Raw genomic sequence first — 23,340 nt, forward strand, 5'->3', positions numbered from 1 at the left:
CTGGTGAATGCGTTTTATTGATAATCTGTCGATCGGCCCCAAGACCCTTTTGGTTCCGGTCTTCCTTATGATCGTCATCATCGCCATGGGGATTGCCACGGTCGCAACCCTTCAAAGCGAAAAAGCCACTCTCACCAGCCTTCGCGTCGAAGCCTATGAACGGCGATCCGATGCTCTGACGCTCAGCAGTGCGTTAAATGAGGCACACGGATCGCTGTTTCGTATTCTGACCTGGGATTCCAATGGCATTAATGCCGCTGTTGTCCCCGACCTGCGTGAAAAAGTGAGCAAGCTATCCACAGAACTGGCACCACTTGCCGATCGTCTGGCCGCTGTTGGTGGTGACGAATTCCGCAGCAACTACACAAAATACATGGAACAGGTTGACCAGTTCCTTGTCGAAAGCGAAATGAACATTTATGGCGCGCTGGAAGTCATCGCCCAGGCCGATGAAACATTCCAGGCCCTGCAAGCGCCGCTTAATGAAATTCTTGTGCAATCCCACGACATCGCGACAACGTCCTTTGCCGAAGCAACATCCCAGGCAGAAGCCCTTCAGCAGGTCTTTGTTGTTGTTGCCATTGTTGTGGTCCTGATTGCCGGGTCGGTATCGATTTTTGTATCGCGCCGCATTTCACGGCCAATGACCGACCTTGCCCATTTGATCGAACAGATTTCCAATGGTGATCTGGATATCGAGGTCCGTGGCGTTCAGCGCCGTGATGAAATCGGCACTGTTGCCCGGTCTGTCACCGTCTTGCGCGACCAGTCACGCGAAGCCGAAAACCTGCGCAAGGAACGCGAACGTGTTCGCGGCCTTGAACGTCAGCGCCAGCAAAATCTGATTGAGGCGACCGAACATTTCCAGCGCACCGTTCAGGAAGCCCTGTCGGGCTTTGACCGTGACTTCGGATCTCTGAACGGTTCGGCCAGCGATATGGAACAAATCGCCACCCATGCCAGCGCCCGCTCTGCCGATGCCAATCAGCATTCCGAGCAGGTCCTCCATCACATCGAAGCGGTATCGCAAACGACTGCCAGCCTGTCCGAAGCCATCGCCGAAATCGGTCAGCAGGCCCAGAATTCCGCAACCGTCGCCGGGCGCGCCCGCGAGGAAAGCGAACATTCACGTGCCCTGTTTGAACAGCTTACGTCTGCCACACAGCGCATTGGTGATATCGTCAGCCTGATCGAAGACATTGCCAGCCAGACCAACCTTCTGGCCCTGAATGCCACGATCGAAGCCGCACGTGCTGGCGATGCCGGCAAAGGCTTTGCCGTTGTTGCCGGCGAGGTCAAAAACCTGGCCTCGCAAACTGCGCGCGCGACCGAAGATATCGCAAGTCAGGTCGAAGAAATCCGTGGTCTGACCGACAATGTGGTCAATGCGCTTCATTCTGTTGCCGATGTGATTGGCGAAGTCGATCAATCGGCGGCCGCAATTGCGGCGGCTGTCGAAGAACAGCAGGCCTCCACAGCCGGTATTTCCGACAGCATCCAGGATGCCAATGGCGGCATGCGTACCGTTGCCGAAGCCGTCGGCGCACTTGATAACGAAACCGCGCGGGTTCATAACGGCTCGGAAAATGTGACACGGGCGACCAATACCCTGAATACCGAAGCATCGCGCTTGCGTGATGCCATTGACGGCTTCCTCGAACAAATCGAAAAAAACAAGGCTGACGCGTAATGACCAAAACACAGGACGATCCATCACAAGACAGTTGGATCACACGATTTTCCAGTGTTTTGACACCGCGCTTTTTTAAAAAACTGGCTATTGGCCTTGGGATCGGACTTGTTGGCGGGCTCATTGCCCATTCCATCAATATGCCACTGGCATGGATGATGGGGCCGATGCTCGCAACCTTTGTTGCAAGCCTTCTGCGCGTGCCGATGGGTATTCCCATGCAGTTCCGGTCTGTGATTTTGGGCGTGATCGGGATTTTTCTTGGCGCTTCCTTTACGCCCGATACCTTTGATCAGGCGGCCCGCTGGCCCATCAGCATGATTGCTGTTTTGCTTTATGTCCCGGTGATCACCGTGATCATCACCTGGTTTTACAGCAAGGTCGCCCGTCTTGATCCGGCAACCGCCCTGTTTTCAGCAACACCGGGCGGACTGACCCCGATGGTGGTTCTAGGCGCTGCGGCCGGCGGGAATGAGCAGGAAATTGCACTGACACAAGGTTTGCGGGTGCTGCTTTTGGTGATGTCTGCCCCGCTGATTGTTTTGCTGATTACGGGTGTCGTCGCCAATGGACACGGCGACAGCGAAGCCATCCACATGAGCTTGGGCGAAGGCGCACTTACCGCGATTTGCGCCCTTGTCACCATCCTGATTTTCCGCAAGATCGGTGTGCCGGCCTCCTATATGACCGGCGCGATGGCCGCAAGCATGGTTTTGCATGTCACCGGCATCGTCGAAGGTAACCTGCCCGACTGGCTTCTTGCCGGCAGTCTGTTGATCCTTGGATCTGCCATCGGCAGCCGCTTTTCTGGTGTGAAGCTTGCTGTTCTGGGACGGCTGGCGATTTATTCGGTTCTGGCAACCTTGGTTGTGCTGGCCTTTACCGGCGGTGTTGCCTGGTTCGTGTCGCAATGGCTCGATCTTGACTTCATTGCGGTTCTGCTGGCCTTTGCGCCGGGTGGCGTGGCCGAGATGTCGCTGATTGCACTAGCCCTGAATGTCGAACCAAGCTTTGTTGCCTTTCACCATATCGTGCGGATTTTCGAAATCGTGCTTCTGGCACCAATCATGGCGAAATGGTTCGAACGGCATTTCAACCGCAAAAACGGCGAAATCAAATAGAAAACATTTTTGATTTACAGTGCATTATGGAAGCCACCTGATGCACTTGATCAGAATGTGCGGCCCTTGATATGCCGATGGATCAGTCGCGTTTTTCAACGATCACGTCGTGATCAAGAACCGGTGCGACATCAATGTCACTGGCATCCATCATCCCCGAAACACGCTGCAAGGCGGCAATCAGGAAGGTTTGCTCCCATTCTTCCAGACTGTTGAAATTGTCTGAAAAACGGTCGTGCAATGCCATCGGCGCACGATCAAGGATGGATCGCCCCTGCTCTGTCAGACGGACAAAGACTTTGCGCTTGTCGGTATCCCCGCGTTCGCGCGACACAAACCCCATCGCCTGAAGCTTGTCGACCAATGATGTCGTCGATGCCTGGGCAAGGTTGACCTTCGCGGCTATCTGCCCGACCGTCATCTCGCCGAATTCTTCAAGTGACTGCAAAACAAGCAATTGGGACGTTTTCAGCCCGGTAATCTTGCCAAGTTTTTTGGCGTGAATATCACTCGCCCGTAAAATTCGGCGGATCGAGATCAGTGCTTCGTGCAATTTATCCATGATGAATATCCGGGCGTTGATTTTATCCTGCTGCAAAACCTGTTTTAGCCCCGAAAACCGCAATTCGCAACGGTATATGGCATTATTCCATCGACTTTCGATATTTAATTACATCGATATTCGTTATTTCAAGGAAAGATTATTTCATCATTTCCCCGCAATGATTATCGACCGTCGATCCATTATAGTTACGTTTATTTTCAATGACTTATTGTATTTCACAGGATTTTAACAGTCGCCCCCTTGATCATTTTCCATCGATATTCTATACATCTATCGCGACATGAATGATCGCATATCGAAATAACAGAACAGGCAGACCGATGAAAATTGCCACCACAAAGGGCAATACCGGCCAGAAAGCCAACCTGATTATCCGAAAACCCAAGGCCACTGACGGCGCGACGGTGAACAACCTGATTGCCGAATGTAAGCCGCTGGACGAAAATTCCGTGTATTGCAATCTGCTGCAATGCTCGCACTTCGCAGACACCTGCGCGATCGCAGAACTTGATGGCGAAGCCGTCGGCTTCGTCTCGGGCTATCTTGTCCCGAACAAACCGGACCAGCTTTTCATCTGGCAGGTCGCCGTTTCGCCCAAGGCGCGCGGATTGCGCCTGGCCAAACGTCTGATCCTTGACATCCTTGATCGTCCGGCATGCCACAACGTGACGGAACTGAACACGACGATCACGTCAACGAATGCCCCGTCACAGGGCGTATTCCGTTCAGTCGCACGTGAGCTTGGCGCTGACGTCAAACGCAAAGTCCAGTTCGAACGCGAAACCCATTTCGATGGGGCCGCTGCCAGCGAAATCCTTTGGCAGATCGGACCGTTTGAACGCAAGGACGTTGAACGCGTCGCGGCCTGATCCGACCCAACCGATATTCACCCAACGCATGCAACTAACGGATCATACCGTTTTTGGAACAACCGGCCTGCCGGAACGTTTGGCATGACAAGTGGAATTGATTTTCCCAATCTGAAAGAGGGAACCATGACTGTATTTGATCGTCTTGAATCGGAAGTTCAGAGCTACGCACGCTCCTTCCCGGTAACTTTTGAAACGGCCGAAGGCGCCTGGCTGACCGATGATAACGGAAATCGCTATCTTGATTTCCTTGCCGGTGCCGGCAGCCTGAATTACGGCCACAACCATCCGGTCCTGCAGGAAAAGCTGATTGATTACATCAAATCAAACGGCGTTACCCACGGCCTGGACATGCATACCAAGGCCAAGGCCGCATTCCTTGAGGCACTTGAAACCAAAATCCTCAAGCCGCGCGACATGGAATACAAGGTCCAGTTTACCGGCCCGACCGGCACCAATGCGGTCGAAGCTGCCCTTAAACTGGCGCGCCGCGTCAAAGGTCGTGAAACCGTGATCTCGTTTACCAACGGCTTCCATGGCTGCACCCTTGGTTCGCTCGCCATTACCGGTAACGAACATCACCGGGGCGCTGCCGGCGTGTCGCTTGACAATGCTGTTGCTGTTCCGTTTGACGGCTACATGGGTGATGGTGCTGATACCACCGAATATCTTGATCGGGTCCTGTCGGACAATTCAAGTGGCGTCGCCCTGCCCGCTGCTGTCATCGTCGAGACGCTTCAGGGTGAAGGTGGCCTTAATGCCGCTGATTTCGGCTGGCTGAAAAACCTCGAAGCTGTGTGCCGCAAGCACGACATCCTTCTGATTGTCGATGACATTCAGGCTGGCTGTGGTCGTACCGGTACTTTCTTCAGCTTTGAACCGGCCGGTATCAAGCCAGATATGATCACCCTGTCGAAATCGCTCTCGGCTTATGGTCTTCCGCTGGCTGTTGTCCTGATCAAGCCGGAATTCGATATCTGGCATCCGGGCGAACATAACGGCACCTTCCGCGGCAACAACCACGCGTTTGTTACGGCCGCCGCCGCTCTGGATCATTTCTGGTCGGATGACAAATTCGCAGCCGATGTCCGCGACAAGGCCGAATTTCTTGGCAACCGCCTTGAAGAAATTGCGCAGCGCTATGGCGATGGCAAATTGTACCGCAAGGGCCGCGGCCTGATGCAGGGCATCTGCTTTGAAAGCGGTGACATGGCATCGAAAGTCACCAAGGAATGCTTCAAGCATAACCTGGTCATCGAAACCAGTGGACCGGAAGACGAAGTGGTGAAATGCCTTGTGCCGCTGATCATCTCCAAGCAGGATTTGGCACATGGTCTTGATATTCTTGAAATGGCAACCGCCAAAGCCATGGGCAAGGATGTTGCACCGGCCAAAGCAGCAGCTGAATAATAGCCAGGTTGGGCGACATCCCCGGGTGTCGCCCGCGCCCCACAACTTCATAAAATCAAAGAGTTAAAAATGATTGTTCGCACACTGAAAGAATGTGAAGCATCCGGCCGTCGCGTGGTTTCGGACAACTGGGAAAGCACCCGCCTGTCGCTTGCCGATGATGGCATGGGTTTCTCGTTCCACATCACCACCATCTATGCCGGCACCGAAACCGAAATCTGCTATGCCAACCATTTCGAGACGGTTTATTGCATTTCGGGCAATGGCGAAGTCGAAACCATCGAAGATGGCAAGAAATACAAGATCGAGCCGGGCACGGTTTACATCCTCAACAAACATGACCGTCACTATCTGCGTGGCGGCACCGAGGACATGGTTGTCGCATGCGCGTTCAACCCGCCTTTGAACGGCCGCGAAGTCCATGACGAAAACGGCGTCTACCCGCTCGATGGTGATGCGCTCGCCAGCTAAGACTCTTGTTTGAGGCGGCCGGCAACGACCGCCTCAGACTTTCTTAAGCCAATAAACTTTCAAGGAAACGCCCCCAAAGGAGGCAACATGCTTTCAGCCCAGAAAAAATCGGACGCTGGGCATAGCGTTCACAAGATCGGTGGTACGTCGATGACCCAGGTTGATGCGGTCATGGACAATATTCTGGTCGGCAATCGTAAAGAAGACGAACTCTATAACCGGGTCTTTGTCGTTTCGGCATATGGCGGTTTTACCGATCTTTTGCTGGAAAACAAGAAAACCGGTGAGCCGGGTGTCTATCAGCTTTATGCCGGCTCGGAAACCGATTGGGCCTGGGGTGATGCCCTGACCGGCGTTTCCGAAAAGATGTGCGAAATTAACGAGCAGATCTTTGGTGACGCACCGGAACTGAAACTGGCCAATGCGTTTGTTCAGGAACGTATTGAAGGGACACGCAGCTGTCTGATGGATCTTCATCGCCTGTGCAGCTTTGGTCATTTCAAACTGGAAAAGCATCTTTTGACCGTTCGCGAAATGCTCTCGGCCATTGGCGAAGCACATAGTGCCCATAACACGATGCTTCTGCTGCGTGCCAAGGGCGTCAATGCTGTGTTCGCAGACCTTTCGGGCTGGCGCGAGCCGGAGGCCTCTACCCTTGATGGCCGGATCGAAAAGGTTTTCGAAGATATCGACATTTCAAGCCAGCTTGCGATTGCAACCGGCTATGCCCAGTGCAGCGAAGGTCTGATGAGCATCTATGGCCGCGGCTATAGCGAGGTGACTTTCTCGCGGATTGCCTGCCTGACCCAGGCGCAGGAAGCCATCATTCATAAGGAATTCCACCTTTCAAGCGCCGATCCGCGCATTGTTGGTGAAGATTCCGTTCGCCCGATTGGCCGTACCAGTTATGATGTTGCCGATCAGCTTTCCAATATGGGTATGGAAGCCATTCATCCGCGCGCGGCCAAAGGTCTGCGCCAGAATGATATTCCGCTGCGTATTGCCAACACGTTTGAACCGGAACATCCGGGTACGGTGATTGATGACCACTGGAATCCGGAAAGCAGCCGTGTTGAAATCGTGACCGGCGTTCCGACCGCGTTCGAGATCGAAGTTTTCAATCAGGACATGGTTGGCGTTCCTGGTGGTGAGGAATCCATTCTTAGCGTTCTGAAACGCTATAAGGTTCCGACCGTCACCAAGAACCTTAATGCCAATACGATCACCCATTACGTGTCGGCACCGCTCAAGCAGATCCGTCGTTGCGTTGACGAGATCGAAGCCAAGCACCCCGAAGCAACGGTTCAGACCCGTAAAGTCGCAATCGTATCGGTGATCGGTGCCAATATCGCCCAGCCGGGCCTGTTTGCCCGTGCCGTGTCGGTTCTTGATGATGCCGGTGTTGAACTGGTGGCTTCCCACTATCCGAGCCGCCGGGTCGATCTTCAGTTCGTGGTTGCCGAAGGCGACTTCAACAAGGCCGTCATCGCCCTTCATCGCGGCCTGGTCGAAGGCAAAGCCCACGCCGACAACACCGCGGATGATAGCGCTAACAAGCAGGCAAAGCTTAAAGCCGCCTGATCCTGATCGCGTCCCTACCAAGACCAGAACCCGCAAGTGCACCTGTTGCCTTGCGGGTTTTTTTGACCGCATCCCGTACTTGCCAGCCATGATGCAGCGCGATAGGACTAAAACATTGTTCTGTTCCGGCTTAAAAGGATCCCGTCATGAGCACCCATAACAGCAAAGCCATCAACGAGTTGCTTGACGTCATGGCAAAGCTCCGCGATCCGGATGGCGGCTGCCCCTGGGATCTCGAACAGGATTTTTCCACCATTGCCCCCTACACGATCGAAGAAGCCTATGAAGTGGCCGATGCGATTGCCGATAATGACATGCCCGAACTGTGCAATGAATTGGGTGATTTGCTGCTTCAGGTCGTTTTCCATGCCCAGATGGCCAAAGAAGCCGGTCATTTCGACTTCGAAGACGTCGCACAAAGCATCGTTGCAAAGATGATCAGCCGTCATCCACATGTTTTTGGCGATGGTGATGCCACCACGACCGAGGGCGTCAATCAGACCTGGGAAAAGATCAAGGCCGCCGAACGCGCCCAAAAGGCCGAAACCAAGGGACATGAACGTCCCAGCGCCCTTGACGGGATTGCAAGCGCCCTGCCCGCATTGATGCGCGCAGAGAAATTGACCAAACGCGCCGCCCGTGTCGGGTTTGATTGGCCCAGCACTGACGAAGTGTTTGACAAGCTTCACGAAGAAATCGACGAACTCAAAGCCGAGATGACTGAAAACCCCGATCCCGCACGCTTGCAGGATGAACTGGGTGACATGCTTTTTGTGATGGCCAATCTGGCCCGCAAAATCGGTGTGGATCCCGAAGTTGCCTTGCGCGGCGCCAATCACAAATTCACCAAGCGCTTTCATTTCATCGAAGACGAACTTGCCCGCGACGGACGCACCGCCGCACAATCCGATCTTGATGAAATGGATGCGCTCTGGAACCTCGCCAAAAAAGTCGAACGGGGTCAGGCATAGTTACCCAAGACCGCTCTGAATGCGATCTTGGGCCAACGGCTTGGTTTTTCTGCCGCATATAGATTTCGATCAGAAGTCCGATTAGTGGAACGTTGCGCGGGTTGTTCAGCATCCTCGGAACACGGACCGTCGAGAACTTCTTCACCGGATGGCGGCAACGATTGGCTCACACCCACAAATAGGCCGCGTGAAGTTACGAGAACAGCGGCAACAGAATCTCGTTTATTTCGTGCCACAGTTCTTCCGAACTTGCGCACAGAAGTCCCGGTGCTTTGGCATTGGCGTTATATTCATTGTCCTTGTCGGTCATGATATAACGTGCAAAGCCGCCGGCCTCCCGCACAAGTAACGTACCCGGTGCGTGATCCCACGGTTTCAACGTGCGATAAGCACAAAAGTCGTATGCACCGCGGGCCGTTTCTTCATATTCCGCGCCACAGCAGGAATAATGTGCGACCTCGTCAAAGAAATCGAGATGCCCGTAATGTTTCCGGATGCGGTCGCGGGCATAGGAAATCAGGAAACCCTTCGCATCGCGCGCATTCTTGATGTTGGATCGAACCGAAACCGGCTGATCCTGATAACGGGTTCCAGATCCCTTTTCGGCAACGGTTGCATGCCCTTCGATCGGATCAATAATCCAGGCTGCTACCGTCTCACCACCGTGATAAAGCCCGACCATGCATCGAAATGGCTGACGATGATGGGCAAAGTTCTTGGTGCCATCGACCGGATCAATGATCCAGAACGGATCAGAACCGGCAAAGACCCGATCCTGTAACTTGGCATCGGCATGGGCAGCCTCTTCGCCAAGTGCCAGACTTCCGGGCAGCAAGTCGGTCAGGCGCGCGGTCAAGACACGTTCGGCTTCGGTATCTGCGATGGTAACCAGATCAAGGGCGTGGGATTTGGTGTCAATATCTGCGTCGTCAAGCTGGCCGAAGCGCGGGGCGATTTCAGTTGCCGATACCTCGCGGATAATTTCGGTAACCTTATCCATATCGACTGTTATCGCCACGCTACTTCTCCCATCGGGTAAACTTGATTACGCACTAAACCACATGAATTTGAAGCCCGGCCTTTGCGCACCAGTCTTCAAACCGCCCGACACGTGTGGTGTCCACACGTACCTGGATTGATATTCCGTCGGCACCTTCGCTGCGCTGAAGCACTTCGCCCTGTTCATAAAGACGGGCCAGTGACTTGCCATCCGAATAAGGTACGCACAGTTCGAAAACCGGCATATCTTCGGTCAGACGGCTTTCGATCAGCTCAAGCAACGCATCACAATTCCGACCCTTAACCGCTGAAATTGCGATGGTATTGTCGTGCCTGCCTGCATATTCCGTCACCGCCTGAAGATCATCACCTTCAAGCAGATCGATTTTATTCAGGGCCTCGACCAGCTCTTCGCCATCAATTGCCTTTTGCAGTCCCAGCGCCTTGAGAACTTCAAGCACGTCAAGCTTTTGGGCTTCGGTTTCCGGCGATGATGCGTCGCGGACATGTACGATCAAATCCGCTTCAAGAACTTCTTCAAGTGTGGCCCGGAACGCCGCAACAAGATCGTGCGGCAAATCGGAAACAAACCCCACCGTATCGGACAGAATGACCTTGCGCCCGCTTGGCAGGATCAAACCACGCATGGTCGGATCAAGCGTTGCGAACAACATGTCTTCGGCAAAGACTTCCGATACCGTCAACTGGTTGAACAGCGTCGATTTCCCGGCGTTGGTATAGCCGACAAGCGCAACGATCGGGTATGGAACCCGTCGGCGTGCCTCGCGGTGAAGTTCACGGGTCCGTTTGACTTCTTCAAGTTCACGACGAAGCTTGGCCAGCTTGTCGCCAATCAAACGGCGGTCAATCTCGATCTGACGTTCACCCGGACCGGCCAGGAAGCCACGTCCGCCGCGCTGACGTTCAAGGTGCGTCCAGGTCCGGACAAGGCGGGATCGCTGATAGCTCAGCAACGCCAACTGGACCTGCAAGCGCCCCTCACGGGTGCGCGCGCGATCAGCAAAAATTTCAAGGATCAAGCCGGTGCGGTCAATAACCTTGCACTTCCATTCGCGTTCCAGGTTACGTTGCTGGATCGGGGAAAGCTGGCCGTTGATCATCACGATATCGGCTTCTTCGGCCTTGATCTGCAGACCAAGCCGTTCAACAACACCGGTCCCGAACAGGGTTGCCGGACGTGTTTTAGCAATGGGCACGATATCCGCGCCCACCACATCAAATTCAAGTGCGCCAGTCAAACTGACAGCTTCATCCAGTCGCGAAGATGCATCGCGCCAAGACGCTGTCTGGTCGGCGCGTTTTAGTTCTGGATGGAAAACCAGGACCCGGGGGGCGTCTGGCGTCGTGCCTCCCCCCGAAGTCAGAGACTCGTCAGCTATTTTCTTCTTCCGTCGCTGGCTGGCTCGGATCAAACAGTTTAATCGGTGTCGTCGGCATTACCGTCGAAATCGCGTGTTTGTACACGAGCTGGGTGTGAGCATCGCGCCGCAGCAAAACAGAGAAATTGTCAAACCAGGTGATGATGCCCTGCAATTTGACTCCGTTGACCAGAAACACGGTAACCGGCGTTTTGTTTTTACGGCAATAATTCAGGAATACGTCCTGAACATTCTGTGATTTTTCCGCCATTGGTTAGACCTAGCCTTCTTTTATGAGCGTTTTTTTGGTTTCGGGCGGTCAAGGAAAATGTGGAGCCGTCGACGTTAAGGTCCGTCACGACCCCTGCCCCATTTTTAATGACCAGTCTGAACTATAAGACTTTCGAGAAGCCTTTTACAACCCTTACAAGCGCCTCGCAATCAGCGAAATGCCAATCAGGGCTAAGAGTCGCAGAATTCTGCGTCTCACTGTGACCGGTTAATTCATCACCAATCAGGATTGCCGTGGCCCCGACATTGCGCGCGCATTGAATATCGACCACACTATCCCCAACAAACCAGAGATTCTCATATTGCGACGCCGAAGAGTCGCCCATTGCCATATGGACCGGATCGGGTGCCGGTTTGTCGTTTGGCGCATCGGTTGCCCCGACGATCTTTCCGAAAAACGGCGTCCATTCAAGATGCTCGGCTTCTTTACGAAGAAAATCACCGTTCTTGTTGCTGACAACACCGATATAGGTGCCGTTGTCACGCAGCGCACACAACAAATCATATGCCCCGGCCAATGGCGTCAGCGTTTCAAGATGGATTGATCTGAAATGGGCATAAAAGCTGTCTTTGGCTGCTTCCCAGCGATCTTCGCCAAACAGCACCGGAAAACTGTCACGCAACGAGCGTGCAACGCGCTGCTTTGTTTCATCAAGCGTCCAGCGATCCTTGCCGAAATCGTCAAAGGTCATATTCAGGGCTGCCTGAATGGTTCCCCAGCTATCAACAAGGGTGTTATCCCAGTCAAAAATGACGGCCTTTGGCGGATGGGGCAATTTGTCAGACATTTGGTCTTCCGGTGATATGAGGGGCGTTTATTGGTATGAGGAATAATTTTCCCCGCCGTCGATCAGAAATATTCCAGTCGAACAGCAAACATTTTCTCGACCTTTTTGATCTGCTCGGAACCGGCAAACACGACAATCCGGTCGTTGGCTTCAATCACCGTATTGGCGCGCGGCATCACAACTTCGCCATCACGCAAAATGGCGCCGAACACCACACTGGCCGGCATCGCGATATCCTTGATCGCCTTGCCAACGATCGGCGCGGTTTCGAGTGCCTCTGCCTCAAGCACTTCGCCAAAGCCCTCTGAAAGGCTGTGTACCGCGCGAATACGCCCGCGGCGGACATGATGCAGGATCGTTGACACCGTCGTCATACGTGGGCTGATCACGACATCAACGCCAAGTTCGGAAACCAGCGAGTTATAAGTGCTTTTGTTAATCAGCGTCAGGGCGCGCGGGCAGCCATACCGTTTGGCCAGCAGGGATGCGAGAATATTGGTCTCGTCATCATTGGTCAGTGCAACAACGGCCTCGGCATTGCCGACATTTGCCTCTTCGAGCAGCTCCGGATCAAGCACATCGCCGCGCAGGACAACGCTTTTCTTCGGGAGCTTCTGGGCGACATAACGCGCACGTTCCGGATCGGCTTCAACCAGGCGGGTGGTAACACCCGGGAAGTTCTTGTTGATTTCTTCGGCCAGGAACAGCGCAATGTTGCCGCCGCCAAAGATGACAATGCGGCGTGCTTCGGGGTCTTCATGCCCGAATGCCGACATCGCACGGGATACCTGATCGCTTGAAACAGCCAGATAGACAAGATCCCCGGCCAGCATCTGATCATCGCCCTTGGGATAGACCGGCTTATCATCGCGGATCATGCCCAGGATCGAAATATTCAGATCCGGGAACAGCTGATGCAATTGACGCAGCGGCGTGTTGATCACCGGGCAATCTTCGTTACACCGCAGGCCAAGGATTTTGACCTTGTCATCGGCAAACGGGATCATGTCAAACGCGCCGGGCGCCTGCAGACGACGCGCGACCGCACGGGCGACTTCCATTTCCGGTGAAATCACCACATCAATCGGAAGCTTTTCGCGCCCGAACAGGCTTGCCCATTCCGGCTGCAGATAAGTCTGGCTTCGGATACGGGCAATTTTGGTCGGCACGTTAAACAGTGAATGGGCGACCTGACAGGCCGTCATATTGACTTCATCGGCAAAGGTAACAGCGATCAGCATGTCGGCCTCGTCCGCACCCGCCTGCTGCAACACATCGGGATGCGATCCGAACCCGATAATGCCCTTGACTTCCAGGGTGTCTGAAATCTTGCGAACCAGTTCTTCCGACTGGTCGATCACGGTGACATCATTGTTTTCCGCAGCCAGATATTTGGCAATGTGGAACCCCACCTGCCCGGCGCCGCAAATGATGACCTTCATCTTGTTATCTCCCGTTCACAACAGTCCAAGATGGGAATGGCCCGATCAGCTGTTCACACCAAGGCTTTTCAGCTTGCGATGCAACGCTGAACGTTCCATGCCGACAAAACTCGCCGTCTTGGAAATATTTCCCCCAAACCGGTCAATCTGGGTTTGGAGATATTCTTTTTCAAACATCTCGCGTGCTTCTCGCAGCGGCAATGCCATGATTTCACTGGTCTTGTCAAAACTTAGCGACGTCGGCACATCAGAAAACAGTTCAGATGGCAGCATTTTACCGCTGATCAGATCCGTTTTGTCGTCATCCGGCGCCATGATCATCAATCTTTCGATGACATTGCGCAACTGACGAACATTGCCCGGCCAGTCATAGGCATGAAGGGTTGCCATGGCTTCGGGTGACAATTTGCGTTTCGGAAGCCCGGTTGCATCCGCATACCGTTCAAGGAAACGTTCCGCCAATTCGGGAATATCGTCGCGACGCTGCTGCAAGGACGGCACTTCGAGCGGCACGACATTAAGCCGGTAATAAAGATCCTGACGGAATGTCTGTTCGGCAATCCGTTGTTCAAGATCACGCGCCGTTGTTGCAATCACCCGGACATCGACACTGACCGGAACCGATCCGCCGACACGTTCAAATGTCTGATCCTGAAGCACCCGAACGATTTTCCCCTGGGTCTCAAGGGGCATATCAGCCACTTCATCAAGCAGCAAAGTCCCGCCATGCGCCAGTTCAAGCACACCGGTCCGTGCTTCGCGATCCGCAGTTGCAACCGCCCCAAACAGGGATTCTTCCATGGTTTCCGGTGAAATATTCGCGCAATTCAGAACCACAAACGGGGCTTCGGCCCGGGCGGATTTCTGATGAATCAGCCGTGCGACTACTTCCTTGCCCGAACCGGCCGGGCCATGGATCAGAATACGACTGCCTGTTCGCGCAACACGGTCAACAGACTGGCGTAAATTATTGATGACCGACGATTTTCCCAGCAGTTCTGTATCGCCACCGGCCCGCAGCGTCAGTTCGCGGTTTTCGCGGCGCAGACGCGCATCATCAATTGCGCGTTCCACAACCATCAAAAGACGGTCGGTATTGAACGGCTTTTCAATGAAATCATAGGCCCCGATACGGGATGCTTCGAGCGCGGTTTCAATGTTGCCATGACCTGAAATCATGACAACGGGAACTTCGCTATGCTCGCGTTTGATCAGTTTAAGCGTCTCGATCCCGTCGTGATCGCTTTCATCCATCCAGATATCGAGCACCACCAGACTTGGGCGACGTGCGGACACCTCGGCCAGGGCTTCCTGGCTCGAACCGGCTTGTCGGGTCGTGTAGCCTTCGTCTTCCAGAATACCGGAAATCAACGCTCGAATGTCTTGTTCATCATCGACAATCAGAATGTCGTGCGCCATGTCGGAACCAAATCAATCTTATTATTGTTGCGATTTTGGCAATTTATCAATTGCCCGAGGAAGAAGCGCCCTGCGCCCCTGTTTCAATTTCGGCATCAGTAGGTTGCGGGAAAGATAGTGTCACGGTCGCCCCACTTTCAACGCCGTCGGAGAGTATAAGCTCTCCGCCATGGTCTTCCATGATTTTCTTGACGATCGCAAGACCAAGCCCCGTTCCCTTTGACCGCGTCGTGACATACGGCTCGGTCAAACGTTCGCGATGCTCGGCCGGAAGTCCTTTACCGTTATCAGAAACAGCCACAAAGACATGTTGATTGTTTGGTGACACGGCAATCGAAATTTCAATGCGTCCACGCGGCAATTCGCCGTCTTCGGGTTTTTCCCGCCCTTCGATGGCCTCGGCTGCGTTTTTAAGCGTGTTGATCAGACATTGGTTAACCTGATGGGCGTCACACGAAATCTGCAAATCCTCGATCCCGGACCGGTCAAAGTCATAGGTAATGTTGCTATGCGCCTGCTTCTGCAAAAAGACCGCACTTTTTACCAGTTCACTAAGGTTTTCCATTCGCATTTTCGGGGACGGCATCCGGGCAAAACTGGAAAACTCGTCCACCATACGTCCGATATCTGAAACCTGGCGAATGATCGTGTCAGTACAGGTCTGGAACACATCCTTGTCATCTTCGATCTGTTTCAGATAGCGCCGTTTAAGGCGCTCTGCCGAAAGCTGGATCGGGGTCAGCGGGTTCTTGATTTCATGGGCGATACGGCGTGCGACATCGGCCCAGGCCGCCATGCGCTGTGCGGTTTGCAGTTCGGTCACATCATCAAAGGTCACAACATACCCGAACACCGTGCCATCATCGGCCCACTCGGCGGTGACCCGGGCAAGCAATGTCAGATTGACACCATCGCGACGAATTTCGATCTGGCGCGGCTTGCTGCGATCACCATCACGGCTGAAATCATCAAATAACGGGGAAAATTCCGGGATGACTTCCGTAAGTTCCTGCCCAAGATGCCCCTCAAGGTCGATAGCCAACAGATCAGATGCACTTCGGTTGGGCAGATCGATCTTGCGATCCGGATCAAGGCCGATCACGCCCGCGGTAACACCGCCCAGAATGGCCTCGGTAAAGCGCCGGCGTTCGTCATTAAGACGGTTGGCGGCAATCAGCTCATTGCGCTGGGTTTCAAGCTGGGCGGTCATACGGTTGAACGCGCGGCTTAGTGCTTCAAGTTCATCCCCCTGCCCGTCAAGCGGCACACGGAAAGACAAGTCGCCATCGCGCACCCGTTCGGCACCGGTGATCAGTTGCGATACCGGTTGAACAAGTCTTGTTGCCACCATAAGGCCAAGCGTGACAGCCGCCAGCAGCAAAACCACAGAAATCAGCACAAAGATCATGACAAAGGTAATCACGATCCCGGATCGTTCACCTTCAAGGCTTTCATAGGCGTCAACGGCCCGCCGTGCCTTGTCGATACGATCAAGCACATTGGGATCGACAAACCGCCCGACCAGCAAAAACGCATCGATGAAGCTTGGAATTTTGGCCAGCGCCCGAATGCGGTTGTCGCTGTTCCCAATCATCAGAACCACGTCTTTTTCGCGTGCTTCGTCATAGACTTCGGCGGGAATGGACGCCTGATCGGTATCATAGGAAAAGCTGTATTCCGACTGGGCGATGATTTGGCCCGAACCGTCAATCATCATGACTTCGGGCAAACCACGCGCGAGTGCCTGATCGGTCAAAAGATCGGAAATCCGTTCAGGACTGGTGGAAAAATTCACCCCGAACCGCTGCAAATCGGCCGTGGTTGCCAGAACATCGGCACGGATAAGTTCCTGATGCTCCTTAAGATAGGCATCGGCAATGACCATGCTTTCTTCGACAGCTGTTCGAATGCGGTCACTGAACCAGCCCTGAATACCGAAATGCAGGAAGAGCGCTGAAAATACGGCAACAACAATCGCGGGCGTCACAGCCACCAGCGAAAACATCAACACCATGCGGGTGTGAAGCTTTGCCCCGGCAACACCGCGCCTGCGTTCAACCCAGATCTGAACCAGCTTGCGGGCCACAAGGGTAGCCAGCAACAACACCAGCACCAGATCGATATTCAGCAAAAGCAAAATCAGGCGCGGGTCAGGACGGAACGGCGCCGTCCCCGTCATCGCAAGATAGGTGGCCGTTACCGAAACCAGTGCAGCAGCAACCAGACCGAACGCGAACCGTCGCGATTGGCCCAGACGCCCCAGAAACCTTACGAAGCCCGATCTCAATATCCGGTTGGAGATCGAACTTTCCGCATTGTTCATTTCGTGCCCCTGACGACTTCCAGCCCAAGATCACGGATCTTTTTGCGGAGCGTATTGCGGTTCAGACCAAGTACTTCGGCGGCTTTGACCTGGTTGCCGCGGGTTGCTTCAAGCGTCACATTCAAAAGCGGGCGTTCCATTTCGCGCAGGATGCGATCGTAAAGCCCGTTTGACGGCAGGTCTTCTTCATGTGCATCGAAATATTCACGGACGTGACGTTCAATGGATTCCGACAAGGATTGCGGCTCGGCACTGGGTGCTGCTTCGCTGACATTGTTTTCCGAAAATTCGGTTTCAATGACATCAACGCCAATCACATCATGGGAATAAAGCGCCGTCAGACGCCGCACCATATTTTCCAGTTCACGAATATTGCCCGGCCAGCGATGCGCCTTGAGACGCGCCATGGCTTCTGCCGACAAGGTCTTGCGCGGCAATCCTTCTTCGCTGGCCTGCATCAGGAAATGATTGACCAGTTCAGGAATATCTTCAAGACGTTCACGCAGCGATGGCAAACGGATCGGCACGACATTCAGGCGATAGAACAAATCTTCGCGGAATGTGCCTTCGCGGATCAGTTTGCGAAGATCACGGTGGGTTGCGGCAACAATACGCACATTGACCCGGATCGGCGTGCGACCACCGACACGGGTATATTCGCCTTCCTGAAGAACACGCAGCAAACGGGTTTGTGCCTCAAGCGGCATATCGCCAATTTCATCAAGAAACAGCGTGCCGCCTTCGGCCTGTTCGAACCGGCCGACCTTACGTTCGTTCGCGCCGGTGAAGGCACCTTTTTCGTGACCGAACAGTTCGCTTTCAATCAGTTCGCGCGGAATTGCCGCCATATTGATCGCAACAAACGGTCCGTGGCGACGCCCGCCATATTCGTGCAGGGCGCGCGCAACCAGTTCCTTACCGGTTCCACTTTCACCGGTCACCATAACGGTCAGATCGGTATTCATCAGGCGCGCCAAGGCACGATAGATTTCCTGCATGGCTGCCGAACGTCCAATCAGCGGAAGGCGATCATCACCCTCTTCATCTGCTGACTTGCCAGACTGGCTTTCCTGCGGGGTTTCAAGTGCCCGATCAACAATGCCCATCAACTCATTAAGATCAAAGGGCTTTGGCAGATATTCGAATGCCCCGCGCTGCGCGGCCTTGACCGCCGTCATCAGCGTGTTTTGCGCGCTCATGACAATGACGCGCAGATCCGGGCGCAATTTTCGAATACGCGGCACCATGTCCAGACCGTTTTCGTCGGGCATCATGACATCGGTAATCACCAGATCACCGTCCCCATCGGCGATCCAGTCCCAAAGCGTGCGGCCGTGACCGGTGCTGCGGACTTCGTGACCCTGACGCGACAATGCCTGCGTCAATACGGTACGGATGGCCCGGTCATCGTCAGCGACCAGAATTCTTGCAGGGCTCGTGCTCATGCGGTGTGTTCCCTGTTATCGATTATTATCGGTTGTTCACTGGCCCCCTCGGCCAGCGCACGATTATAAATCGGCAGCATGATCTGGAATTCTGCGCCGCCCCCCGGCACATCCTTCACTTCGATCACACCACCATGGTCATTGATGATTTTCGCAACAAGCGCCAGACCAAGCCCGGAACCGGTCGGTTTCGTCGTGACAAACGGATCAAACAGGCTTTCGCGCATGTCTTGCGGAATGCCCGGACCATTGTCACGGACCGATACCACCAACGGCAAATGCACACGCGCATCACCCCCGGCAACTGCCAGCCGGATGCCATGCTGGTAGCGGGTTGATATGATGATTTTGCCATCTTGCGGATCAACGGCTTCGCCGGCGTTCTTCACAAGATTAAGAAACACCTGGATCAACTGATCGCGGTTGCCAAATACCGGCGGCAAGGACGGATCGTAGATTTCCTCAAACGCAAGATTCTTGGCAAAACCGTTTTCGGCCAGACGGCGCACATGTTCAAGAACCGTATGAATGTTGACAGCCCCGCGTTCCATCGGCTTGTCGGAGAAAATCTCCATCCGGTCGACAAGTTCGACAATACGGTCAGCCTCGTCACAAATCAGCCGGGTCAGAACGCGGTCGTCCTCATTACTGGTTTGCTCAAGCAACTGGGCCGCCCCGCGAATGCCCGATAGCGGGTTTTTGATTTCATGGGCCAGAATGGCGGCCATCGCACTGACAGAACGGGCAGAATTGCGGCTTAGAAGCTGGTTATCGATTTTCTGGGCAATCGAGCGCGGCTCGAATGTCAGAACCGCGCAGTCGCTGTCATCGGGCATCGAACCAACGGTAAGGTTCACGGTATGCTTGCCGATTTTCGGGCTTTCAATCAGCAGATTGTGATCGGCAACCAGCGTCGCCTCGTCAATTGCCTGCTTGATCAGCGAAAAAACCGGACTGTCTGACGGTATAAAGTCGCTCAGATCGCTGCGGCACAGAACGCTGGCGCTGGTGTTAAACAGCTGTTCGGTGGCCTGATTGACAAACCGGATCTTCCCATCCCGGTTGGCGACGACAACTGCGCTTGCAATTGCGTTCAGCACCCCGGTCGGGTCAACCCCGTTGCCTTTTCCAAATCCCAGTCTCATTCAATTCTTCCCCGACGACGTTAGTTTTATATCGCCATATTATTGTTATCGAGCAGTCAGGCTGCTTCCTGACTGTATTTGACTTCGTTTTCGATCAGCGGTTCATAAAACGCGCGAATTTCACCTTTTACCTGATCAGGATTATCCAACACGTTGACAACACGCCGAAATTCCGTGGCATTGCGCAAACTGTTGCAGTACCAGGCCAGATGTTTGCGTGCGATGCGCACACCCTGACGGCCATGATGGTCAATCATTGCATCGTAATGGCGCAAGATCGTTTGCAATTGCACCTCAAGGCTCGGTGCTGCCAGCTTTTCCCCGGTTTTAAGATAGTGCGATACTTGCGCCAAAAACCACGGTCGGCCCTGTGCCCCGCGCCCGACCATGACACCATCTGCACCGGATCGACGCAGTAATTCTTCGGCGTCTTCTTCGCTGGTAACGTCACCATTGCCGATCACCGGTATGGAAACAGCATCCTTGACCAGTGCAATGGCATCCCAGTCCGCGTCCCCCTTATAGAACTGGCAGCGGGTTCGACCATGGATGGTCAGCATCTTGATGCCAAGATCCTCGGCAATTTTCGCAAGGGACGGCGCATTGCGGTTGTCGTCATCCCAGCCCAGCCGCATTTTCAGCGTTACCGGCACAGAAACAGCATCAACCGTTGCCTTGATGATATCCGCAGCAAGTTTTTCGTCGCGCATCAGTGCTGATCCGGCATAGCCCTTTGTAACTTTTTTGGCCGGGCAGCCCATATTGATGTCAATGATCATTGCCCCGCGCGCTTCGTTCATGCGGGCGGCCTCGGCCATTTCTTCGGGCTCGGTTCCGGCAAGCTGAACAGAAAGCGGGCTTTCGGCTGCGCAATCACCGTGCATCTTGCGCACTTCTTTTTCATGTCGCTGGATGCGGGTCATGGCATCCGACGCAATCATTTCAGACACAACAAGATGTCCGCCAAACTGGCGGACCTGCTGACGAAATGGAAGGTCAGTCACACCTGACATTGGTGCCAGAATAACATTCTCTGGCACATGTACAGAACCGATCTGCAATGACATGAAGGTAATCCGATTGCCTAAAACTTGGGCAGATTAATAAAACTGGCTACGAGTTGCAACAACTCTAAGCGTCTTGCGGAAATTATCGTTGCCTGGCGCGGGTCCATCACACGCAGAGACCACAGCTCAGACGATAACAGACACTCTATCCGCCCTGATGCCGACAGTGCCTCAATCCGCTACGGCCACACTATTGACTTTATGGTTTCGGGGTCTAGCCGACAATATATCCGGTGACAAGCCGCACCCCCGGAAAGGCCAGCGTCAAAAGCAGCCATGCACCAAGGACAAACCGCACGGCCATGCGCCCGCGCAGCGTTGATTTTTCATGGATGAAGATCAAAACGCAGATCGTGGCAAACCCAAGCAAGGTCAAAAGCATCTTGTGATCAATTGCCCAAAGACTGCTGCCTTCGACATAACGCAGCGCAAAGCCGGATACGATCCCGATTATAAGAACCCAGGCGGACCATTTCAAAAACCCGACCAGCATATATTCGCTGTCGCGAAGTGGCGGCAACCGGCGGCTCCAGCGTGTCGGTTTGCGGTGTTTAAGGGCATGTTCCTGCACGATATAGGCCATCGCAGCAATCGCGGCCAATGTTACCAGCGCGTAGGTCACAAGCGAACTTCCGATATGCGCCCACAGCCAGCCGGAATAAAGCGCAGGCCCGGTTACAGTCGGCGGAACATGTTTGCCAAACAGATTGAAGATCGCAGCAAGCAACGCAAACAGAAGCAGGTACCCGCCAATATATCCGGCAAGCCGCCAGACCTGATGGGGGCCTTTGCAAATCACAAGCCCGCCAAAAATCATGATCACAGACAGTTCGGACCAATGCAGGGCTGCTGCAAACCCGCGCGACTGGACTTCCTCACCACTCAGACCAAGTACGACCATCGTTCCGATCGCCGCCAGGCAAATCGATCCATACAGCCATATGTCACGCTTGGGTTCGGCCCGCATGATCTGGGCTGTCAGCGGCAGCAAGGCCAGAATATGAATATAGGCAGCAAGCATGTGTTGGTCCGTTTCTGTCACAAGACTTCGATAAGACTTGAAAAACCAAATGGCGACTTGGCAAAGGCTTCGCAGAAAGATAGCCTGCGGCGCAATTCAGACAAGCCATGGCATCACGTTTATGACCAAAAAAATCGGGGTTGTCATCGTTGCAGCTGGCAGCGGTAACAGATTTGGCGACCCAACACCAAAACAATATCACACGCTTGGCGGCAAAACACTGCTTGGCCATTGTATCGAATGTTTTGCCCGCCATACATCGCCTGAACTTGTGCAGGTGGTGTATAATCCCGCACATCAGGACTGGTATGATGGCGCGATTGCAGCGCTCGGGGCTGATATCACCACCCTGCCCGCGCCGGTTGGCGGCGGCGTGACGCGCCAGCAATCGGTCCTGAATGGCCTGCGTGCACTGTCAGCACAAAAGCCCGACATTGTTCTGATCCATGATGCGGCACGGCCGGGTATTTCCGATGACGTGATTACCCGCGTGATCAAGGCGCTGGAAACCCATGCCGGTGCCATTCCCACATTGCCGGTCGCCGATACCATCAAACAGACGTCCCGCGATGGCGTGATCACGAAAACCATCCCGCGCGACACATTGCAACGCGCACAAACGCCACAAGGCTTTGTCTTTGAAACCATTCTGGCCGCGCATGAACAATTCGAAGGCCAGGAATTCACAGATGATGCAGCACTGCTTGAGGAACTTGGACTTGACGTGATGTGCGTCGAAGGCACATCGGCAAATGACAAGATCACAAAACGCGATGATTTTGACCGCGCCCACGACTGGATCGACAGCACCAACAAGGATAATGCATCTATGCAGCAGGAAGAATACCGTGCCGGTACCGGCTTTGACGTTCACCGTTTTGCACCCGGTGACCATTGCATCCTGTGCGGTGTCAAAGTGCCGCATACCGCACGTCTTGACGGCCACTCCGACGCGGATGTTGGCTTGCACACCCTGACAGATGCCATTCTTGGGGCCATCGGAGCCGGCGATATCGGCCAGCACTTTCCGCCCAGCGATATGCAATGGAAAGGTGCCGCATCTGATATTTTCCTCAAACATGCAGCCGGCCTTGTCCGCAAGCGCGGTGGCCGCATCGTGAATGTCGATCTGACGCTGATTTGTGAACGTCCCAAGATCGGCCCCCACACCAAAGCCATGCGCGAAAAGGTGGCCGAAATTCTCGAAATCGATGTCGATCGCGTCAATGTCAAAGCCACCACGACCGAACGCCTTGGCTTTTCCGGACGCCAAGAAGGCATTGCCGCCCAGGCCGCGGCAAGCATTGCCCTGCCGATCGGCTGATCATTCACCTGAGATAAGT

20 protein-coding genes are annotated in these 23,340 nt (G+C 54.1%); 8 read left to right on the forward strand and 12 right to left on the reverse strand.

Annotated elements, in window-relative coordinates; genetic code table 11:
- Positions 1 to 7 precede the first annotated feature (7 nt).
- Together WA429_RS12585 and WA429_RS12590 are read left to right on the forward strand one after the other, a co-directional pair.
- Positions 8 to 1,690, forward strand: a complete 1,683-nt coding sequence (locus WA429_RS12585) for a methyl-accepting chemotaxis protein (protein WP_287465024.1) — start codon at positions 8 to 10, stop codon at positions 1,688 to 1,690.
- Complete coding sequence (locus WA429_RS12590; RefSeq protein ID WP_287465023.1) at positions 1,690 to 2,811, forward strand: AbrB family transcriptional regulator; 1,122 nt, start codon at positions 1,690 to 1,692, stop codon at positions 2,809 to 2,811. The genes WA429_RS12585 and WA429_RS12590 overlap by 1 nt, the downstream gene beginning before the upstream one ends.
- Before the next feature lie 82 nt (positions 2,812 to 2,893).
- Here WA429_RS12590 and WA429_RS12595 read toward each other — a convergent pair whose 3' ends face one another.
- Positions 2,894 to 3,373 (reverse strand): MarR family winged helix-turn-helix transcriptional regulator, encoded by a 480-nt coding sequence (locus WA429_RS12595; RefSeq protein WP_068519209.1) that lies wholly within the window; start codon positions 3,371 to 3,373, stop codon positions 2,894 to 2,896.
- A gap of 323 nt (positions 3,374 to 3,696) precedes the next feature.
- Between WA429_RS12595 and ectA the strand changes: the two genes are divergently transcribed.
- The 5 genes from ectA (at position 3,697) to mazG (ending at position 8,678) form a co-directional block, all read left to right on the forward strand.
- Positions 3,697 to 4,245 (forward strand): diaminobutyrate acetyltransferase, encoded by a 549-nt coding sequence (gene ectA, locus WA429_RS12600; RefSeq protein WP_068519047.1) that lies wholly within the window; start codon positions 3,697 to 3,699, stop codon positions 4,243 to 4,245.
- Positions 4,246 to 4,329: 84 nt separating this feature from the next.
- Positions 4,330 to 5,655, forward strand: a complete 1,326-nt coding sequence (gene ectB, locus WA429_RS12605; protein WP_287465021.1) for a diaminobutyrate--2-oxoglutarate transaminase — start codon at positions 4,330 to 4,332, stop codon at positions 5,653 to 5,655.
- 69 nt (positions 5,656 to 5,724) lie between these two features.
- A complete protein-coding gene (locus WA429_RS12610; RefSeq protein WP_068519046.1) occupies positions 5,725 to 6,126 on the forward strand; it encodes an ectoine synthase in 402 nt (133 codons plus the stop codon).
- An 87-nt stretch (positions 6,127 to 6,213) separates the two neighbouring features.
- Positions 6,214 to 7,707, forward strand: coding sequence for an aspartate kinase (locus WA429_RS12615; protein WP_287465019.1), 1,494 nt, complete (start codon positions 6,214 to 6,216; stop codon positions 7,705 to 7,707).
- A 146-nt stretch (positions 7,708 to 7,853) separates the two neighbouring features.
- On the forward strand, positions 7,854 to 8,678 hold the full coding sequence (mazG, locus tag WA429_RS12620) for a nucleoside triphosphate pyrophosphohydrolase (RefSeq protein WP_287465017.1): 825 nt from the start codon (positions 7,854 to 7,856) through the stop codon (positions 8,676 to 8,678).
- Positions 8,679 to 8,871: 193 nt separating this feature from the next.
- Here mazG and WA429_RS12625 read toward each other — a convergent pair whose 3' ends face one another.
- The 11 genes from WA429_RS12625 to ccsA all read right to left on the reverse strand — a co-directional run bounded on the left by WA429_RS12625 (position 8,872) and on the right by ccsA (position 21,997).
- On the reverse strand, positions 8,872 to 9,696 hold the full coding sequence (locus WA429_RS12625; RefSeq protein WP_287465016.1) for an inositol monophosphatase family protein: 825 nt from the start codon (positions 9,694 to 9,696) through the stop codon (positions 8,872 to 8,874).
- 34 nt (positions 9,697 to 9,730) lie between these two features.
- Positions 9,731 to 11,062, reverse strand: a complete 1,332-nt coding sequence (hflX, locus tag WA429_RS12630; RefSeq protein ID WP_443082685.1) for a GTPase HflX — start codon at positions 11,060 to 11,062, stop codon at positions 9,731 to 9,733.
- Between the two features lie 7 nt (positions 11,063 to 11,069).
- Positions 11,070 to 11,327, reverse strand: coding sequence for an RNA chaperone Hfq (gene hfq / locus WA429_RS12635; protein WP_008891082.1), 258 nt, complete (start codon positions 11,325 to 11,327; stop codon positions 11,070 to 11,072).
- A gap of 121 nt (positions 11,328 to 11,448) precedes the next feature.
- Positions 11,449 to 12,135 carry an HAD family hydrolase gene (locus tag WA429_RS12640; RefSeq protein WP_101246265.1) on the reverse strand — a complete coding sequence of 229 codons (687 nt, stop codon included), beginning with the start codon at positions 12,133 to 12,135 and terminating at the stop codon, positions 11,449 to 11,451.
- A 62-nt stretch (positions 12,136 to 12,197) separates the two neighbouring features.
- Positions 12,198 to 13,577, reverse strand: coding sequence for a Trk system potassium transporter TrkA (trkA, locus tag WA429_RS12645; RefSeq protein WP_068519041.1), 1,380 nt, complete (start codon positions 13,575 to 13,577; stop codon positions 12,198 to 12,200).
- Between the two features lie 45 nt (positions 13,578 to 13,622).
- Positions 13,623 to 14,996 carry a nitrogen assimilation response regulator NtrX gene (gene ntrX / locus WA429_RS12650; RefSeq protein WP_068519040.1) on the reverse strand — a complete coding sequence of 458 codons (1,374 nt, stop codon included), beginning with the start codon at positions 14,994 to 14,996 and terminating at the stop codon, positions 13,623 to 13,625.
- A gap of 46 nt (positions 14,997 to 15,042) precedes the next feature.
- Positions 15,043 to 17,319, reverse strand: coding sequence for a sensor histidine kinase NtrY-like (locus WA429_RS12655; protein WP_101246266.1), 2,277 nt, complete (start codon positions 17,317 to 17,319; stop codon positions 15,043 to 15,045).
- Positions 17,316 to 18,764 carry a nitrogen regulation protein NR(I) gene (gene ntrC, locus WA429_RS12660; protein ID WP_068519038.1) on the reverse strand — a complete coding sequence of 483 codons (1,449 nt, stop codon included), beginning with the start codon at positions 18,762 to 18,764 and terminating at the stop codon, positions 17,316 to 17,318. Before ntrC ends, WA429_RS12655 begins: the two co-directional genes overlap by 4 nt.
- Complete coding sequence (locus WA429_RS12665) at positions 18,761 to 19,909, reverse strand: two-component system sensor histidine kinase NtrB (RefSeq protein WP_068519037.1); 1,149 nt, start codon at positions 19,907 to 19,909, stop codon at positions 18,761 to 18,763. Before WA429_RS12665 ends, ntrC begins: the two co-directional genes overlap by 4 nt.
- Before the next feature lie 56 nt (positions 19,910 to 19,965).
- Positions 19,966 to 20,976 (reverse strand): tRNA dihydrouridine synthase DusB, encoded by a 1,011-nt coding sequence (gene dusB / locus WA429_RS12670; protein WP_101246267.1) that lies wholly within the window; start codon positions 20,974 to 20,976, stop codon positions 19,966 to 19,968.
- Positions 20,977 to 21,190: 214 nt separating this feature from the next.
- Positions 21,191 to 21,997, reverse strand: coding sequence for a cytochrome c biogenesis protein CcsA (ccsA, locus tag WA429_RS12675; RefSeq protein WP_068519035.1), 807 nt, complete (start codon positions 21,995 to 21,997; stop codon positions 21,191 to 21,193).
- Positions 21,998 to 22,118: 121 nt separating this feature from the next.
- Here ccsA and WA429_RS12680 point away from each other — a divergent pair, with 121 nt between their 5' ends.
- On the forward strand, positions 22,119 to 23,321 hold the full coding sequence (locus WA429_RS12680) for a bifunctional 2-C-methyl-D-erythritol 4-phosphate cytidylyltransferase/2-C-methyl-D-erythritol 2,4-cyclodiphosphate synthase (RefSeq protein WP_287465011.1): 1,203 nt from the start codon (positions 22,119 to 22,121) through the stop codon (positions 23,319 to 23,321).
- Positions 23,322 to 23,340: the final 19 nt, after the last annotated feature.

Origin of the sequence: Thalassospira sp. CH_XMU1420-2, from assembly GCF_037029325.1 — a bacterium.
Classification (GTDB): Bacteria; Pseudomonadota; Alphaproteobacteria; order Rhodospirillales; family Thalassospiraceae; genus Thalassospira; species Thalassospira povalilytica.